The organism is Microbacterium aurum, from assembly GCF_016907815.1.
GTDB classification, from domain to species: domain Bacteria; phylum Actinomycetota; class Actinomycetes; order Actinomycetales; family Microbacteriaceae; genus Microbacterium; species Microbacterium aurum.
Genome location: NZ_JAFBCQ010000001.1, coordinates 2,489,919 through 2,507,382 on the forward strand (window position 1 = coordinate 2,489,919; position 17,464 = coordinate 2,507,382).

The 17,464-nt window shown below is 72.0% G+C and carries 14 protein-coding genes; all 14 read left to right on the forward strand.

The window, feature by feature from the left end; all coding sequences use genetic code 11:
• Window positions 1-24 precede the first annotated feature (24 nt).
• The 14 genes from JOD60_RS12275 (at window position 25) to JOD60_RS12340 (ending at window position 17,426) form a co-directional block, all read left to right on the forward strand.
• Window positions 25-1,590, forward strand: a complete 1,566-nt coding sequence (locus tag JOD60_RS12275; protein ID WP_076690864.1) for a Rieske 2Fe-2S domain-containing protein — start codon at window positions 25-27, stop codon at window positions 1,588-1,590.
• Window positions 1,591-1,832: 242 nt separating this feature from the next.
• On the forward strand, window positions 1,833-2,372 hold the full coding sequence (gene pyrR, locus JOD60_RS12280; RefSeq protein ID WP_076690865.1) for a bifunctional pyr operon transcriptional regulator/uracil phosphoribosyltransferase PyrR: 540 nt from the start codon (window positions 1,833-1,835) through the stop codon (window positions 2,370-2,372).
• Window positions 2,369-3,358: an aspartate carbamoyltransferase catalytic subunit gene (locus tag JOD60_RS12285; RefSeq protein ID WP_076690866.1), complete on the forward strand. Its 990-nt coding sequence runs from the start codon at window positions 2,369-2,371 to the stop codon at window positions 3,356-3,358. Before pyrR ends, JOD60_RS12285 begins: the two co-directional genes overlap by 4 nt.
• A complete protein-coding gene (locus JOD60_RS12290) occupies window positions 3,355-4,680 on the forward strand; it encodes a dihydroorotase (protein WP_076690867.1) in 1,326 nt (441 codons plus the stop codon). Before JOD60_RS12285 ends, JOD60_RS12290 begins: the two co-directional genes overlap by 4 nt.
• Window positions 4,677-5,195 (forward strand): PH-like domain-containing protein, encoded by a 519-nt coding sequence (locus JOD60_RS12295; protein ID WP_076690868.1) that lies wholly within the window; start codon window positions 4,677-4,679, stop codon window positions 5,193-5,195. Before JOD60_RS12290 ends, JOD60_RS12295 begins: the two co-directional genes overlap by 4 nt.
• On the forward strand, window positions 5,192-6,340 hold the full coding sequence (carA, locus tag JOD60_RS12300; protein WP_076690869.1) for a glutamine-hydrolyzing carbamoyl-phosphate synthase small subunit: 1,149 nt from the start codon (window positions 5,192-5,194) through the stop codon (window positions 6,338-6,340). Before JOD60_RS12295 ends, carA begins: the two co-directional genes overlap by 4 nt.
• The gene (gene carB, locus JOD60_RS12305) at window positions 6,340-9,636 is read left to right on the forward strand and encodes a carbamoyl-phosphate synthase large subunit (RefSeq protein WP_076690870.1); all 3,297 of its coding nucleotides are present in this window, start codon (window positions 6,340-6,342) and stop codon (window positions 9,634-9,636) included. The genes carA and carB overlap by 1 nt, the downstream gene beginning before the upstream one ends.
• A complete protein-coding gene (gene pyrF, locus JOD60_RS12310; RefSeq protein WP_076690871.1) occupies window positions 9,633-10,472 on the forward strand; it encodes an orotidine-5'-phosphate decarboxylase in 840 nt (279 codons plus the stop codon). The genes carB and pyrF overlap by 4 nt, the downstream gene beginning before the upstream one ends.
• Window positions 10,465-11,361: a guanylate kinase gene (gmk, locus tag JOD60_RS12315; RefSeq protein ID WP_076690872.1), complete on the forward strand. Its 897-nt coding sequence runs from the start codon at window positions 10,465-10,467 to the stop codon at window positions 11,359-11,361. The genes pyrF and gmk overlap by 8 nt, the downstream gene beginning before the upstream one ends.
• A 74-nt stretch (window positions 11,362-11,435) precedes the next feature.
• On the forward strand, window positions 11,436-11,690 hold the full coding sequence (gene rpoZ, locus JOD60_RS12320; protein ID WP_076690873.1) for a DNA-directed RNA polymerase subunit omega: 255 nt from the start codon (window positions 11,436-11,438) through the stop codon (window positions 11,688-11,690).
• A gap of 106 nt (window positions 11,691-11,796) precedes the next feature.
• Complete coding sequence (gene metK / locus JOD60_RS12325) at window positions 11,797-12,990, forward strand: methionine adenosyltransferase (RefSeq protein ID WP_076690874.1); 1,194 nt, start codon at window positions 11,797-11,799, stop codon at window positions 12,988-12,990.
• Window positions 12,991-13,021: 31 nt separating this feature from the next.
• Window positions 13,022-15,052, forward strand: coding sequence for a primosomal protein N' family DNA-binding protein (locus JOD60_RS12330; RefSeq protein WP_076690875.1), 2,031 nt, complete (start codon window positions 13,022-13,024; stop codon window positions 15,050-15,052).
• A gap of 41 nt (window positions 15,053-15,093) precedes the next feature.
• Window positions 15,094-16,041 carry a methionyl-tRNA formyltransferase gene (gene fmt / locus JOD60_RS12335; protein WP_076690876.1) on the forward strand — a complete coding sequence of 316 codons (948 nt, stop codon included), beginning with the start codon at window positions 15,094-15,096 and terminating at the stop codon, window positions 16,039-16,041.
• The gene (locus JOD60_RS12340; protein WP_076690877.1) at window positions 16,038-17,426 is read left to right on the forward strand and encodes an RsmB/NOP family class I SAM-dependent RNA methyltransferase; all 1,389 of its coding nucleotides are present in this window, start codon (window positions 16,038-16,040) and stop codon (window positions 17,424-17,426) included. The genes fmt and JOD60_RS12340 overlap by 4 nt, the downstream gene beginning before the upstream one ends.
• Window positions 17,427-17,464 lie beyond the last annotated feature (38 nt).

Sequence of the window (17,464 nt, forward strand, 5' to 3'; positions counted from 1 at the left end):
CAGCTGTTCGACACAGGAGGTTCCATGCGGATCACGGGTCTCGGCCACGCCGGCATGTTCATCGAGACGACCGGCGGCAGCATCCTCTGCGACCCCGTGATCGGGCCGAGCTTCTTCGGGTCGTGGTTCCCCTTCCCCGACAACCGGGGCCTGGACTGGGAGAGGTTCGGCAAGGCCGACTTCCTCTACATCTCGCACCGTCACCGCGACCACTTCGACCCGCGGCTGCTCGAGCGCTACGTGCCGAAGGACATCCGCGTGCTCCTGCCGGAGTACCCCACGGACGATCTCGAGGTCGACATTCGCGCGCTCGGGTACGACAACATCGTCTACACCCAGGCGGGGGTCCCGCTGGAGTACCCGGGCGGCCTGAAGATCATGGTGACGCCGCTGCGCGCGCCCAGCGACGGGCCCATCGGGGACTCGTCGCTCAGCGTGGACGACGGCACCGCCAACATCCTCAACCAGAACGACTCCCACCCGCTGGACCTGGAGAAGCTCATGAGCTTCGGCAAGCCCGACGCGTACTTCACGCAGGTGTCGGGGGCCATCTGGTGGCCGATGGTCTACGACTTGCCGCAGGACTCCAAGCAGCACTTCGCCCAGCTCAAGCGCGATGCGCAGAACAAGCGGGCGATGTACTACATCGAGAAGGTGGATGCCGAGCACGTGTTCCCCATGGCGGGACCGCCGATGTTCCTGCGCGAGGACCTGTTCCGCTTCAACGGCCTGGGGCTTCAGAACGACTCGATCTTCACAGATCAGCGCCAGTTCCTCACGCACATGCGGGAGGTCCGGCCCGCGCAGAAGGGCTACGAGTTCGTTCCCGGCACGCAGGTGGAGCTGAACGGCGGCGCGGTCGAGGTCACGCAGACGCTGTACACGCAGGACGAGATCGACCGTGTGTTCGACGACAAGTGGGACTACCTCGCCGAGCAGCGGGACAGCCGTCAGGACGAGGTCATCGCCGAGATCGCGACGCGCGCGGAGGTGATCGCCCCCGACGAGATGCTCGCCGCGATCAAAGAGTGGTGGGAGCCGCTGCTGCGCCGCGCGCGCACGATCCGCACCGGCGTCGGCGGCAACGTGCGCTTCCGCATCGGTGAGCTCGACATGGTGGTGGACTTCCCGAAGGCGAAGGTGCGCGAGTACGCGGGGGAGGACTGCATCTACTGGTACACGATCCCCGCCGATCTCGTCTCGACGAACATCCGCGACCACGAGATCGACTGGTCGAACTCGATCTTCCTGTCGATGCAGTTCGAGGTGGGTCGTTCGGGGAAGTTCAACGAGTTCCTGACGACGTTCCTGAAGTGCCTGTCCCGCGACCGCATCGAGTACGTCGAGAACTGGTACGCCGAGCAGTCCGATCAGACCGAAGATGCCGAGATCGACGGCTGGGTGCTGCAACGCCGCTGCCCGCACCTGCGCGCCGACCTCACCAAGACCGGAAAGGTCGAGGACGGCGTCCTCACCTGCGCCCTCCACGACTGGAAATGGGACCTCGCGAGTGGTGCATGCCTCACCACGCCCGGACACCCGATCCGCGCCGAGCGCATCATCGAGACCGCCTCCGCCCCCGGTCATTGAGCGCGGGCGCGCCCGCGACCGGGATCGCGTGCGACGTTTCGTCTCGCTCGTACCTCGCTCGCTCAACGACCGGCGCGGAGGCGTATCGAGACCAGCCACCCGCACCCTCAACCGGTGGTCGAGTAGCCGGAGCGCCAGCGGAGGCGTATCGAGACCAGCCACCCGCACCGGTCCGGTAGGGTGGATGCCGGAACCACAGCAACCTTTAACACCGTCCTGTGAGGCGGAGAAGGGAGCGGCGGATGAGCACCGGTACCACGCGCACCGTGATGCACGACGCTGACATCGCACGCGCTCTGACTCGGATCTCCCACGAGATCCTCGAGTCCAACAAAGGGCCTCAGGACCTCGTCCTCCTCGGCATCCCCACCCGCGGCGTCACGCTCGCGAACCGCATCGGCGGGCTGCTCGCCGACATCGCCGGTGTCGGCGTCCCCGTCGGAGCGCTCGACGTCACGATGTACCGCGACGACCTGCACCGCAACCCCACGCGCACGCCGCAGCCGACGCAGATCCCCGCCGGCGGGATCGACGGCAAGACGGTCGTGCTCGTGGACGACGTGCTGTTCTCCGGACGCTCGATCCGCGCCGCCCTCGACGCGCTGAACGACATCGGCCGCCCGGCGGCGGTGCGCCTGGCGATCCTCGTCGACCGCGGTCACCGCGAGCTGCCCATCCGCCCCGACTTCGTCGGCAAGAACCTCCCGAGCGCCCGCAGCGAGCGCGTCAACGTGCACCTCGCCGAGGTCGACGGCATCGAAGAGGTGACGATCGAGTCATGAGGCACCTCCTCGACACCCAGACGCTCTCCCGCGACGATGCCCTCCGCATCCTCGACGTCGCCGAGGACATGCGCGACACCCAGTCCCGCGAGGTGCGCAAGCTCCCGACCCTGCGCGGCAAGACGATCGTGAACCTCTTCTTCGAGGACTCCACCCGCACCCGCATCTCGTTCGAGGCGGCCGCCAAGCGCCTCTCTGCCGACGTCATCAACTTCTCCGCGAAAGGCTCCTCCGTCAGCAAGGGGGAGTCGCTGCAGGACACCGCGCAGACGCTGCAGGCGATGGGGGCGGATGCCGTGGTCATCCGCCACGGCGCCTCCGGCGCCCCGCACACCCTCGCATCGAGTGGCTGGATCACCGCCGGTGTCGTCAACGCCGGCGACGGGACGCACGAGCACCCGACGCAGGCGCTGCTGGACGCGTTCACGATCCGCAAGCGCCGGTTCGGTGACGACAGCCGTGGGCGGGACCTCAGCGGCATCCGCGTCACGATCGTCGGCGACGTGCTGCACTCGCGCGTCGCGCGGTCCAACGTGTGGCTGCTGCGCACCCTCGGCGCCGAGGTGACGCTCGTCGCCCCGCCGACCCTGATCCCGCAGGACGTCACCGGCTGGCCGGTGCGGATCGAGTACGACCTCGACGCGGCGATCGCCGCCGAGCCGGACGCCATCATGATGCTCCGCATCCAGCTGGAGCGCATGAAAGCCGCGTATTTCCCCACTGAACGGGAGTATTCGCGGCGCTGGGGGCTTGACGCGGCGCGGCTGGCAGCGCTGCCGGACGGTAGCATTGTCATGCACCCCGGTCCCATGAACCGAGGGCTGGAGATCTCCGCCGACGCCGCCGATTCCCCGCGCTCGACCGTGCTCGAACAGGTTGCGAACGGCGTCTCGGTCCGCATGGCGGCGCTGTACCTGCTGCTGGCGGGAGAGCGCGCCCTTCGACAGGCCCAGGGACCGGATGCGGAAGAGGAGGAAGCCCCGTGACCGATTACCTGATCCGCGGCGCGAAGCTCAACGGCGGGCACGCGGCCGACCTGATCGTCGAGGATGGCCGCATCGCCGAGGTCGGCACCGGCCTCAGCCGCGCCGGGGCGCGCATCGTGGATGCCGACGGTCTCATCGCCCTGCCCGGCCTCGTCGACCTGCACACGCACCTGCGCGAGCCCGGCTACGAAGCGTCCGAGACGATCCTCACCGGGTCGCGCGCCGCGGCCGCCGGCGGCTACACGACCGTGTTCGCCATGCCGAACACGTCGCCGGTCGCCGACACCGCTGGCGTCGTCGAGCAGGAGCTCGCGCTCGGCGAAGCGGCCGGGTTCGTGCACGTGCAGCCGATCGGCGCCGTCACCGTCGGGCAGAAGGGGGAGCGTCTCGCCGAGCTCGGCGCGATGGCCTCGTCCCGCGCCCGCGTCCGCGTCTTCAGCGACGACGGATTCTGCGTCTTCGACCCGCTCATCATGCGCCGGGCGCTGGAGTACGTGAAGGCGTTCGACGGCGTCGTCGCCCAGCACGCCCAGGACCCCCGGCTGACCGAGGGCGCCCAGATGAACGAGGGCGCCGTCTCGGCCGAGCTGGGGCTCGCCGGCTGGCCCGCCGTCGCCGAGGAGTCGATCATCGCGCGCGACGTCCTGCTGGCCGAGCATGTCGGCTCACGCCTGCACGTGTGCCACTTGTCCACGGCCGGGTCGGTCGACATCATCCGCTGGGCCAAGAAGCGCGGCGTCAACGTCACCGCCGAGGTCACGCCGCACCATCTGCTGCTGAGCGAAGAGCTCGTCCGCGGCTACGACGCCCGCTTCAAGGTCAACCCGCCGCTGCGCCGCGACGAGGACGTGCAGGCGGTGCGGGAGGGCCTCGCCGACGGCACGATCGACATCGTCGCGACCGATCACGCGCCGCACCCCGACGAGAGCAAGTCCTGCGAGTGGCAGGCCGCCGCCAACGGCATGGTCGGGCTCGAGTCTGCCCTGCGCGTCGTGCACCAGGCCATGGTCGAGACGGGGATGCTGACGTGGGACGACGTCGCCCGCGTCATGTCGGCCGCTCCCGCCCGCATCGGCCGGCTGAGCGGTGCCGGCACGCCGCTCGAGGCGGGCGCGACGGCTTCCCTCACCCTCTACGACCCCGCCCCGGTACGCACCTTCGCGCGCGGCGACCTCCACGGTCGCAGCGTGAACTCGCCGTATCTCGGGCGCGACCTCCCGGGCGAGGTGCGCTGGACGCTCTTCCGGGGAGCGGCGACCGTCGAGGACGGCGTCGTGGCCGCGACGATGGGCGCCCCGGTCGGCACGGAGGTGCGCGCATGAGCCGCGAAGGCGCCCTGCTCGTCATGATCGCCGTCGCGATCGCGCTGCTCACGATCGGCGTCATCGCTTGGCGACGACGCACCCGCCGTGACGCCGGCCTCGCCGCCCCCTTCGGCGAAGCGCCCGCCGCAGCGGTGGAGCGCGAACGGGTGTCCGGGCTGTACGTGGCGACGACCCGCCACGGCGAGCCGCTCGAGCGGCTCGCGATCCGGGGCCTCGGCTTCCGCTCCCGTGTCGACGTCACCATCACCGACCGCGGTGTCGCCTTGGACCTCACCGGCCAGCCCCGGCTGTTCCTCGAGACCGCACGCATCGCCGACGTGGACCTCGCGACCGTCGCGATCGACCGCGTCGTCGAGCGTGGCGGCCTGGTCCGCCTGACCTGGCGCGCCGGCGACACGCTCGTCGACAGCTACCTCCGCCCGCAGGACGGCTCCGCCCGCGCGCTCGCGGCGGCGATCGCCGCGATCCTGCCCGCCTCGACTGCCACCACCCCGACGGGAACCGACGCATGACCTCCTTCACGACCGACCGGGCCGTCCTCGTCCTCGAAGACGGCTCCCGCCACCCCGGCCGCGCGTACGGTGCGCGCGGCACGACGCTCGGCGAGGTCGTCTTCGCGACCGGCATGACCGGCTACCAGGAGACCCTCACCGATCCGTCGTACGCCGGGCAGATCGTCCTGCAGACCGCGCCGCACATCGGCAACACCGGAATGAACAGCGAAGACGTCGAGTCGCGCCGCATCTGGGTCGCCGGCTACATCGTCCGCGATCCCTCGCGCGTCGTGTCGAACTGGCGCTCCGAGGAGTCGCTCGACGACGCCCTGACGCGCGACGGCATCGTCGGCATCTCCGGGATCGACACGCGCGCCATCACGCGCGTGCTGCGCTCGGCTGGCTCGATGCGCGGGGGAGTGTTCTCCGGCGAGGCCGCGACGCTGGATGCCGAGGAGCAGCTGCGTCAGGTGCGCGAAGCCCCGCAGATGGCCGGGCAGAACCTGTCGGCCGCGGTCTCCGTCGCCACCGCCGAGGTGACGCCCGCCCGCGGCGGGCGCCTCGGCAACCTGGCCGTGCTCGATCTCGGCGTCAAGCAGGCGACGATCGAGAACCTCGCCGACCGCGGCTTCGACGTGCACGTGCTGCCGCAGAGCGTGACGATCGAGGAGGTCCTCGCGATCGACCCGGTCGCCGTGTTCTACTCCAACGGACCCGGCGACCCCGCGGCATCCGACGACCACGTCACACTGCTGCGCGGCGTGCTCGATCGGGGCCTGCCGTTCTTCGGGATCTGCTTCGGCAACCAGCTGCTCGGCCGCGCCCTCGGGTTCGGCACGTACAAGCTGCCCTTCGGCCACCGCGGCATCAACCAGCCCGTGCTCGACAAGCAGACCGGCCGCGTGGAGATCACCGCGCACAATCACGGCTTCGCCGTCGACGCGCCCCTCGAGGGCGAGGTGGACTCGCCGAACGGCTACGGCCGGGTCGAGGTGAGCCACATCGGGCTCAACGACAACGTCGTGGAGGGCCTGCGCGCCCTCGACATCCCGGCCTTCTCGGTGCAGTACCACCCCGAGGCCGCCGCCGGCCCGCACGATGCCAACTACCTCTTCGACCGCTTCGCCGACCTGGTGCGCACCTCCCTGGAGAACAAGAACTGATGCCCAAGCGCGACGATATCCGCTCCGTCCTCGTCATCGGCTCCGGCCCGATCGTCATCGGCCAGGCCTGTGAGTTCGACTACTCCGGCACTCAGGCCTGCCGCGTGCTGCGCGAGGAGGGCGTGCGCGTCATCCTGGTGAACTCCAACCCGGCCACGATCATGACCGACCCCGACTTCGCCGACGCGACGTACATCGAGCCGATCACGCCCGAGGTCATCGAGACGATCATCGCCAAGGAGAAGCCGGACGCGATCCTGCCGACCCTCGGCGGCCAGACGGCGCTGAACGCCGCCATGGCGCTCCACGAGCAGGGGATCCTCGAGAAGTACAACGTGGAGCTGATCGGCGCGAAGGTCGACGCCATCCGCAAGGGCGAGGACCGCCAGATCTTCAAGCAGTTGGTGCTGGATGCTGGGGCGGACGTCGCCCGCAGCGTCATCTGCCACACGATGGACGACCTCCTCGCCGGCGCCGCCGAACTCGGCTACCCGCTGGTCGTGCGCCCGTCGTTCACGATGGGCGGGCTCGGGTCGGGCTTCGCCTACGACGAGGAGGACCTGCGCCGCATCGGCGGGGCGGGCCTGCGCGACTCCCCGACGACCGAGGTGCTCCTCGAGGAGTCGATCCTCGGCTGGAAGGAGTACGAGCTCGAGCTCATGCGCGACACGTCCGACAACACGGTCGTCGTCTGCTCGATCGAGAACGTCGACCCCGTCGGCGTGCACACCGGCGACTCGATCACGGTCGCCCCGGCGCTCACCCTCACCGACCGCGAGTACCAGAAGCTCCGCGACATCGGCATCGACATCATCCGCGCCGTGGGAGTGGACACCGGCGGATGCAACATCCAGTTCGCCGTGGATCCGGCGACGGGGCGCATCATCGTCATCGAGATGAACCCGCGCGTGTCGCGCTCGTCGGCGCTGGCCTCCAAGGCGACGGGCTTCCCGATCGCGAAGCTCGCCGCCAAGCTCGCGATCGGCTACCGCCTCGACGAGGTGCCCAACGACATCACGCAGGCGACGCCGGCGAGCTTCGAGCCGACGCTCGACTACGTCGTCGTGAAGGTGCCGCGGTTCAACTTCGAGAAGTTCCCGAACGCCGACACCACCCTCACGACCACCATGAAGTCGGTCGGCGAGGCGATGGCGATCGGCCGCAACTACGCGACGGCGCTGCAGAAGGCGCTGCGGTCGCTCGAGAAGCGCGGCTCGAGCTTCCACTGGGGCGAGGAGTCGCGGTCGGTGGAGGAGCTCCTCGAGATCGCGAAGACGCCCACCGACGGCCGCATCGTCGTGCTCCAGCAGGCCATGCGCCTCGGCGCCACCATCGAGCAGGCCTTCGAGGCCACGAAGATCGACCCGTGGTTCCTCGACCAGATCGCCCTCATCAACGAGGTCGCCGAGTTCGTGCGGCAAGCGCCGGAGCTGGATGCCGCGACGCTCCGCCTCGCGAAGGAGCACGGTTTCAGCGACGCGCAGCTCGCCCAGCTCCGCGGCGACTCGGAGAGCGAGATCCGCGGCATCCGCCACGGCCTCGGCATCCGTCCCGTCTACAAGACGGTCGATACGTGCGCGGGGGAGTTCCCGGCGCTCACGCCGTACCACTACTCGTCGTACGACCACGAGACCGAGGTGACGCCGTCGGAGCGCACGAAGGTCGTCATCATCGGGTCGGGGCCCAACCGGATCGGCCAGGGCGTCGAGTTCGACTACTCGTGCGTGCACGCGTCGTTCGCGCTGAGCGATGCCGGGTTCGAGACCGTCATGGTCAACTGCAACCCCGAGACCGTGTCGACCGACTACGACACCAGCGACCGGCTGTACTTCGAGCCGCTGACCCTCGAGGACGTCCTCGAGGTGCTGCACGCGGAGGCGCAGTCGGGCACGATCCTCGGCGTCGTCTGCCAGCTGGGCGGTCAGACGCCCCTCGGCCTCGCGAAGGGGATCGAGGAGGCCGGCTACACGATCCTCGGCACCTCGCCCGCGGCCATCGACATCGCCGAGGAGCGTGAGCTCTTCTCGCAGCTGCTCGACCGCGCCGGTCTCGTGGCGCCGCGCCACGGCACCGCCGTCGACGAGGCGGGCGCCGTCGAGATCGCCGAGGAGATCGGCTACCCCGTGCTCGTGCGTCCGAGCTTCGTGCTCGGCGGCCGCGGCATGGAGATCGTCTACGACACCGAGAGCCTGCGCGACTATTTCGTCCGCACGGCCGGTGAGGTCGTCATCGAGGAGGGCAAGCCGCTCCTGGTCGACCGGTTCCTCGACGACGCGATCGAGCTCGACGTCGACGCGCTGTACGACGGACACGAGCTCTACATCGGCGGCGTCATGGAGCACCTCGAAGAGGCCGGCATCCACTCCGGCGACTCCTCGTGCACCCTCCCGCCCGTCTCCCTCGGCCGCACCGAGATCGACCGGGTGCGCACCGCGACCCTCGCCATCGCCGAGGGCGTCGGCGTGCGGGGACTGCTGAACGTGCAGTTCGCCGTCTCGGCGGGCGTGCTCTACGTCATCGAGGCGAACCCGCGGGCGAGCCGCACGGTGCCGTTCGTGTCGAAGGCGCTCGGCATCCCGCTCGCGAAGGCCGCCTCGCGCATCATGGCGGGCGCGACCGTCGCGGAGCTGAAGGCCGAGGGGATGCTCCCCGAGCAGGACGGCTCGCGCGTGCCGCTGGACGCGCCGGTCGCCGTCAAGGAGGCGGTGCTGCCCTTCAAGCGGTTCCGCACCGCCGACGGGCATACCGTCGACTCGGTCCTCGGCCCCGAGATGCGCTCGACCGGCGAGGTCATGGGCATCGACCGCGACTTCCCGACCGCGTTCGCGAAGAGCCAGTCCGCCGCCTACGGCGGCATGCCGACGTCGGGCACCGTGTTCCTCTCGGTCGCCGACGACGACAAGCGCGCCGTCATCCTGCCCGCGCACCGGCTGCAGGAGCTCGGCTTCCGCCTCGTCGCGACCGAGGGCACCGCCGAGATCCTCGCGCGCAACGGCATCCGCGTCGACCTCGTGAACAAGTACTCCGCGACGCAGGAGACGGGGGAGCGCAACGTCGTCGACCTCATCAACGCGGGCGAGATCGACATCGTCGTGAACACACCGTCGGGCGGCATCGCCCGGGCGGACGGCTACGAGATCCGCGCGGCCGCCGTCGCGGCCGACAAGGCCCTGTTCACCACGATGGCCGTGCTCGGCGCCGCCGTCAGCGCCCTGCCGGTGCTGCGCTCCGGGTTCGAGGTGCGGAGCCTGCAGGAGTACGCCGAGGATCGCGCCGAGCGGAAGGCGATGGTGTGACCTCGTTCGGCCAGCGACTGCGGGCCGCGCTCGACGCGCATGGACCGCTGTGCGTGGGGATCGACCCGCACGAGGCGCTGCTGCGGTCGTGGGGACTGGACGTGTCGGCGGCGGGTGCGCGTGAGTTCGGACTCCGCACGGTCGACGCCGCGGCCGGCCGCACGGGCGTCGTCAAGCCCCAGGTGGCGTTCTACGAGCGGTTCGGCGCCGCCGGTTTCGCCGCACTCGAAGACGTCATGTCCGCGGCACGGTCGGCGGGCCTGCTCGTCATCGCCGACGCCAAGCGCGGCGACATCGGGACGACGATGGACGGCTACGCCGCCGCCTGGCTCATGCCGGGGGCGCCGCTGGAGGCGGATGCCGTGACCCTCAGCCCCTACCTCGGCGCCGACGCGCTGCACGCCGCCTTCTCGACCGCTACGTCGCACGACAAAGGCGCGTTCGTCCTCGCCGCGACGAGCAATCCCGAGGCCGCACCCGTGCAGCGCGCTCGCGTGGACGAAGAGGAGACCGTCGCGGAGCGCGTCGCGCACGACGTCGCGGCCCGCAACATCGGCGCGCCCGGCTCGCTCGGGCCCATCGGCCTCGTCGTCGGCGCGACCGTCGACCGCCGCTCGTTCGGGCTCACCGATGTGGTGCTCGCCGGCACCCCGATCCTCGCCCCCGGGTTCGGTGCGCAGGGCGCCGAGCCCCGGGACCTCAGCCGGCTGTTCGGGTATGTCGCCTCGCAGGTCGTCGCGAGCGAGAGCCGCAGCATCCTCTCCGCCGGCCCCGACCGCCTCGCCGAGCGCATCCGTGAGCGCGCGGCCCTGTACCGTGGAGAATCCGATGGCTGATTCCCGCACCCCGCCCGAGGTCGACCGCGTCGCCGCATCCCGCCGCGCCGTCGCCGCCCGCCGTGAGCGCGCCGCGCTCAAGCACGACGTCGCGATGCGCGTCATCACCCCGCAGGAACTGCTGCAGCGTGCGCTCGACAAGCCTGATTCGCCGGCCGGCGCCATGCGCGTCCCCGACTTCCTGACCGCCCTGCCGGCCATCGGCGACGGCAAGCGCGACCGCATCCTGGCCGAGCTCGAGATCTCACCGGTCAAGCGCCTCGGCGGACTCGGCGTGCGCCAGCGCGTCGCGCTGCAGCGCTGGCTCGACGGCCGGTTCCCGCCGCTGCAGCCGCGCGCCGGCCGCAGCCGTCTCATCGTCCTGGCCGGGCCCACCGCGGTCGGCAAGGGGACCGTCGCCGCGCACATCAAGGAGCACCACCCCGAGATCCTGCTCTCGGTGTCGGCGACGACCCGCCAGCCCCGCCCCGGCGAGGTCGACGGCGAGCACTACTTCTTCGTGGACGACGCGGCCTTCGACGAGCTCATCCGCAGCGGAGCGCTGCTCGAGCACGCCACCGTGCACAACGCCTACCGCTACGGCACGCCCCGCGCGCCGATCGAGCAGGCTCTCGCCGACGGACGCACGGTGCTGCTGGAGATCGACCTGCAGGGGGCGCGTCAGGTGCGCGCCGCCGCGCCGGACGCAACGCTCGTCTTCCTCGCCCCGCCCAGCTGGGACGAGCTCGTCCAGCGGCTCGTCGGGCGGGGGACCGAGGACGCCGAGGAGCGCACGCGCCGCCTGAAGACCGCGAAGGTGGAGCTGGCCGCGCAGGGCGAGTTCGACTACCGCGTCGTGAACGACGACGTCGCCCGCGCGGCGGCCGAGATCGTGCGGCTCGCCGGCTGATAGAATGGTCGGATGCGCTCGGCACCGCCGACGCCTCCGACTTCACCACCGCCATCCGATCCAGGAGGTTCCCCATGGCCGGACGTGACCAGGGCATCATCGACCCGCCCATCGACGCGCTGCTCGACAAGGTCGACTCCAAGTACCAGCTCGTCATCTACGCGGCCAAGCGTGCGCGACAGATCAACGACTACTACTCCGACCTGCACGAGGGCAACCTGTTCGACAACGTCGGGCCGCTCGTCGACTCGTCCGTCGAGGACAAGCCGCTGACGATCGCGCTGCACGAGATCCACGAGGACAAGCTGCGGCTGCGCCCCGTCGAGTGATCACCGCGTGATCGCATGACGCCGTGTGGCGTCGCCATGCCCGCGTGACCCGCGATGTCGGGGACCGCGGGCATGATTGTGTGAGCCCGTTCCGTCAGGAGAATCGATGAGCCAGCTGCGCCTGTTCACATCCGAGTCCGTCACCGAGGGACACCCCGACAAGATCTGCGACCAGATCTCCGACTCGATCCTCGACGCGATCATCGCCGCCGACCCCGACGGGCGCGTCGCGGTGGAGACCCTCGTCACCACCGGTCTCGTCCACGTCGCGGGAGAGGTCTCCACGAGCGCCTACGTCGAGATCCCCGCGATCGTCCGCGAGGTCGTGAACCGCATCGGCTACACCTCCAGCGACACGGGATTCGACGGCGACTCGTGCGGAGTGAGCGTGTCGATCGGCGCGCAATCCTCCGACATCGCCGCCGGCGTCGCCAAGGCGTTCGAGCGCCGCGAGGACGGCTCCGAAGACCCGCACGACCTCCAGGGCGCGGGCGACCAGGGCATCATGTTCGGCTACGCGACGAACGAGACGCCCGAGCTCATGCCGATGGCGATCTGGACGGCGCACCGCATCGCGGAGCGCCTGAGCGAGGTGCGCCGCGACGGCAGCCTGCCCTTCCTCCGCCCCGACGGCAAGACCCAGGTGACCCTCGGCTACGAGGGCTCGGTCCCGAAGACCGTCGAGTCCGTCGTGCTGTCGACGCAGCATCACCCCGACATCTCACAGAAGGCGCTGCGCGCCGCCGTGCGGGCCGAAGTCATCGACCCGGTGCTCGAGCGCACCGGCCTCGAGCTTCCCGACGTCAGCTACTACATCAACCCGGCCGGCCCGTTCGTGATCGGCGGCCCGAAGGGCGACGCCGGGCTGACCGGCCGCAAGATCATCATCGACACCTACGGCGGCGCCTCACGTCACGGCGGCGGTGCCTTCAGCGGCAAGGACCCGTCGAAGGTCGACCGCTCCGCCGCTTACGCCATGCGCTGGGTCGCCAAGAACGCCGTCGCCGCCGGTCTCGCCGACCGGCTCGAGGTGCAGGTGGCCTACGCGATCGGCAAGGCGAAGCCGGTGGGCCTGTACGTCGAGTCCTTCGGCACCGGTCATGTCGCCGACGAGGTCATCACCGCCGCGATCCGCGACGTGTTCGACCTGCGCCCCAAGGCGATCATCGAGCAGCTCGATCTGTTGCGACCCATCTACGCCGCCACCGCCGCGTACGGCCACTTCGGCCGCGAACTGCCCGACTTCACCTGGGAGCGCACGGACCGCGTCGAGGAGCTGCGCGCCGCCGCCGGGCTGTGAGGCCTGCAGAAGCGGGAGCAACGGAGGCAGCGTGACCGCCGTCGCCCGCGTGCTCATCGACTCGCCGCTGCCGCAGCTGGACCGGCTCTTCGACTACGCCGTTCCTCCCGAACTCGCGGCGGAGGCGGTCCCGGGCGCGCGCGTGCGCGTGCCGCTGCGCTCGGCGGGGCGCGTCGTCGACGGGTACCTCGTGGAACTCGGCGAGCCCGACCCCGACGGCCGGCCGCTGTCGGAGCTCGATGCCGTGGTCTCGCCGACACCGGTCCTCACCCCCGCCCTCTACGCGCTGGCGCGCCGCGCGGCCGATCGCGCGGCGGGCTCGGCGAGCGACATCCTGCGCCTGGTCATCCCCAAGCGCATGATCCGGGCGGAGAAGGCCTGGCTGGCCGCGCCCGCTCCGGAGATGCCGCGGGTGGGGGCGGATGCCGCGGCGTGGGCCGACGGCATCCTGGCCCCCTATCCGGGGCTCGCCGACGCCGTCGCCGCGGGGGAACGGCTCGCCCTCGATGCCCCCCCTCGCCCCAGCACCGTGCAACCGGTCGGCGCGTGGGCCGAGCTGCTGGCGGCGATCGCCGTCCGCACCCTCGCGCAGGGGCGGAGCGCCATCGTAGCGGTGCCGGACCAGCGCGACCAGGATCAGGTGCTCGCCGTCCTCGCCCGCGACGCGCTCGCCCTCGCGGCAGACGCGGTCGTCCGCGACGACGCACGACGGTCCGGCCCGGAGCGGTACGCGACGTATCTGCGGCTGCTGTCGCCGGCCCCCGCGATCGTCGTCGGCAACCGCTCGACGGTCTACGCCCCCGCGCACGACGTCGGGTGCGTGATCATCTGGGACGACGGCGATCCGCTGTTGGCGGAGCCGTTGAGCCCCGGCGTGCACGCTCGCGACGCGGCGCTCATCCGGCAGGAGCTCGAGGGGTCCGCCCTCGTGCTGGCGGGGCATACCCGCACCACCGACGTCGAACGCCTCGTGCAGCTCGGCTGGGTGCGCGAGCTGCCGGCGGCGCGGCGCGAGAGCCCCGCCGTCGTGCTCTCGGCCACGCGCGAGGGGGAGTCCCGCGGCGCACGCGTGCCCTCGAGCGCCTTCGCGGCGGCGCGTGACGCGCTCACCCGCGGCCCGGTGCTCGTCCAGGTCGCGCGTCCCGGGTACGCACCCGTGCTCGTGTGCGCGCAATGCCGCACGCCCGCGCGCTGTCGGCACTGCACCGGACCGCTGCGCGCCCGCCGCCCGGGCGTCGCCCCGGAGTGCGCGTGGTGCGGGCGCACGGCGCCGGCGTGGGCGTGCGTGCAGTGCGGCTCGACGAAGCTGCGGATGGCCTCGTCGGGGAGTGAGCGCACCGCCGACGAGCTCGGCCGAGCGTTCCCGAACACCCGTGTGATCGTGGCCGACGGGACCCACCCCCTCACGTCGGTCGACGACCGTCCCGCGCTCGTCGTCGCCACACGCGGCGCCGAACCGCATGCCGCCGGCGGGTATCGCGCCGTGATACTGCTCGACGGCGACCGGATGCTGCTGGCCGAGCAGCTGCGCATCGGCGAGTCGTGCCTGCGGTGGTGGTCCAACGCCGCCGCTCTCGCCGCTCCGGGGGCGCCCGTGCACCTCGTCGGGGTGGCCGGCCCGGTGGCGCGGGCGCTGGCCACCTGGACGCAGCCCGCGTACGCCCGCGCGGAGCTGACCGACCGCACCCCGCTGTCCATGCCGCCCGTCGTGCGCGTGGCGGCGGTGGAGGGCACACCCGAGGCGGTGGATGCCGCCCTGACCGCCCTCCGCAGCGAGGTCCCCGCGCTGCCCGCATCGGCGTTCCTGGGTCCGGTGCCGATCGATCCGGCATCCCGCGGCGTGGGGACGGCGAGCGCCGCCTCCGACACCGGGCTCGTGCGCGCACTCGTCCGCTTCGACTACGCCCACGGGCGGGCGGTGGCCGAGCAGCTGCGCGCGGCCGTGGTGGCCGAGGCCCTGCGCGGGCGTCGCGGGCGGGGACGAGGACCGGGGCGGCCGGGGGCGGCGAGCCCGCGAACTACACTCAGGGTGCGGCTCGACGTGCCCGAACTCGACCTGTGACCGCCGCGCCGCCCGCTTCGACCGACCTCCCGAGGAGACCCATGCGCATCGTCTTCGCCGGCACCCCCGACCCCGCGGTGCCGTCGCTGACGGCGATCGCGCAGAGCGACCACGACCTCGTCGGCGTCGTCACCCGCACCGACGCCCCGCTCGGCCGCAAGCGCGTGCTGACTCCCTCGCCGGTGGCGACGGCGGCGACGGGGCTCGCCGTCCCGATCGTGAAGGCCGACCGGCTCGGCGACGACGCGACCGCAGCCGTGGCCGCGCTCGAACCTGACCTCGGGGTCATCGTCGCCTACGGCGGGCTCGTGCGGGAACCGTTGCTGTCGGTGCCCCGCCACGGCTGGATCAACCTGCACTTCTCGCTGCTGCCGCGCTGGCGCGGCGCCGCGCCCGTGCAGCACGCCCTCATCGCCGGCGACCGCGTCAGCGGCGCGAGTGTGTTCCAGCTGGTTCCCGCGCTCGATGCCGGCGACGTGTTCGGCGAGCTGCGCTACGACGTGCCGCGCGGCGCGACCGCCGGTGACGTCCTGGCCGACCTCGCCGACCGCGGGGCGGACCTGCTCGTCCGGGTCGTGGACGAGATCGCCCGCGGCACCGCCCGCGCCGTGCCGCAGGAGGGCGAGGCCACACTCGCTCCGAAGCTGTCGATCGCCGACGGCGCGCTGGACCTGTCGCGCCCGGCGGACGACGTGCTGAACCGCTTCCGCGGCACGACGCCCGAGCCGGGGGCGCACGTCACGCTCGACGGCGCACGCCTGAAGGTGCTCGCCGCCCTCCGCGGACCCGATGCGGACCTGGCACCCGGAGCCCTCGCCCTCCTCGGGCGCGACGTCGTCATGGGAGCGGGGGACGGGACCAGTGTGCTGCTGAAGACCGTGCAGCCGGCCGGCAAGGGTCCGATGGCTGCGGCGGACTGGTGGCGGGGTCTGCGCACGACCGACCCGCGCGTCGAGGTGCCCGCCACGTCCGCGGAGAAGGCGTCGTGACCGCGCCGACCGGGTCCGTCCCGGCATCCGGACGGTCGGCGCGCTGGGTCGCGTACGACGTGCTGCGCGCCGTCCACGAGTCCGACGCGTACGCGAACCTCCTGCTCCCGAGCACCATCGCCCGCGCGGGGCTCACCTCCGCCGATGCGGGCCTGGCGACGGAGCTCACCTACGGCACCCTCCGGCGCGAGGGCACGTACGACGCGATCATCGCGGATGCCGCGGGCCGGCCCGTCACGGCGATCGACCCGCCGGTGCTCGACGCGCTGCGACTGGGTGTGCATCAGCTGGTCGCGATGCGCACCCCGTCGCACGCGGCCGTCAACGAGACCGTCCGCCAGGTGCGCCAGGCCGCAGGCAAAGCCGCCGCCGGCTTCGCCAACGCCGTGCTGCGACGCGTGTCGGAGCGGACGCCCGGGGAGTGGGACGAGCGTCTCGCCGCCGCCGCGCGGTCGGACGACGAACGCCTCGCGGTCCGGTACGCGCATCCGGTGTGGGTGATCCGGGCGTTCCGTCGCGCCCTCGCCGCGGAAGGCCGCGCCGATGAGCTGGACGCGCTGCTCGACGCCGACACCACCGCCCCGGTGGTCACCCTCGCCGCCCTGCCCGGGCTCGCCGAGCGGCCCGCGGAGGCGACGGCGACGCCGTACTCGCCGATCGGCTTCCGCTCCGCCGGAGGCGACCCCGCGAGCGTCGTCGCGGCATCCGGCGGCCTCGTGCGCGTGCAGGACGAGGGGTCGCAGCTCGCGGCGCTCGCCCTCGCACGCGCGGTGCCGGTGCGTGCGGGGGAGAAGTGGCTCGACCTCTGCGCCGCCCCGGGCGGCAAGACCGCCGTGCTCGCCGCCGAGGCGCTCGCCCACGGCGCGAGCCTGGAGGCCAACGAGCTGTCGCCGGCCCGCGCGGGGCTCGTCCGCGACTCCGTCGCCGCGATACCGCTGCCCGTGCCGGTGTCGGAGGAGGACGGCCGCACCCGCGCGGCGCACGGCCGGTACGACCGCATCCTCGTCGACGCGCCGTGCACCGGCCTCGGCGCCCTGCGCCGCCGCCCAGAGGCGCGGTGGCGGAAGCAGCCCGCCGACGTGCCCGAGCTCGCGGCGCTGCAGGCCGAGCTGCTCGCGGCGGCGTTCGACGCGCTCACGCCGGGCGGGATCGTCGCCTACGTCACGTGCTCACCGCATCTGGCCGAGACCGCCGCGGTCGTCTCGGAGGCGCTGCGCACCCTCGGCGATCGCGTGGAAGAGCTCGACGCCCGCGCCGTCGTGGCCGCGCTCAGCAGCGCCCCCATCGACCTCGCCGCCCCCGCGGACGGGTCCGGACGCGCGCAGCTGTGGCCCCACCGCCACGGCACCGACGCCATGTCGATCTCGCTGCTGCGCCGCCGCTGACCTGAGGCGCCGCGCATCGCATGGGCATCGAGGAGGGA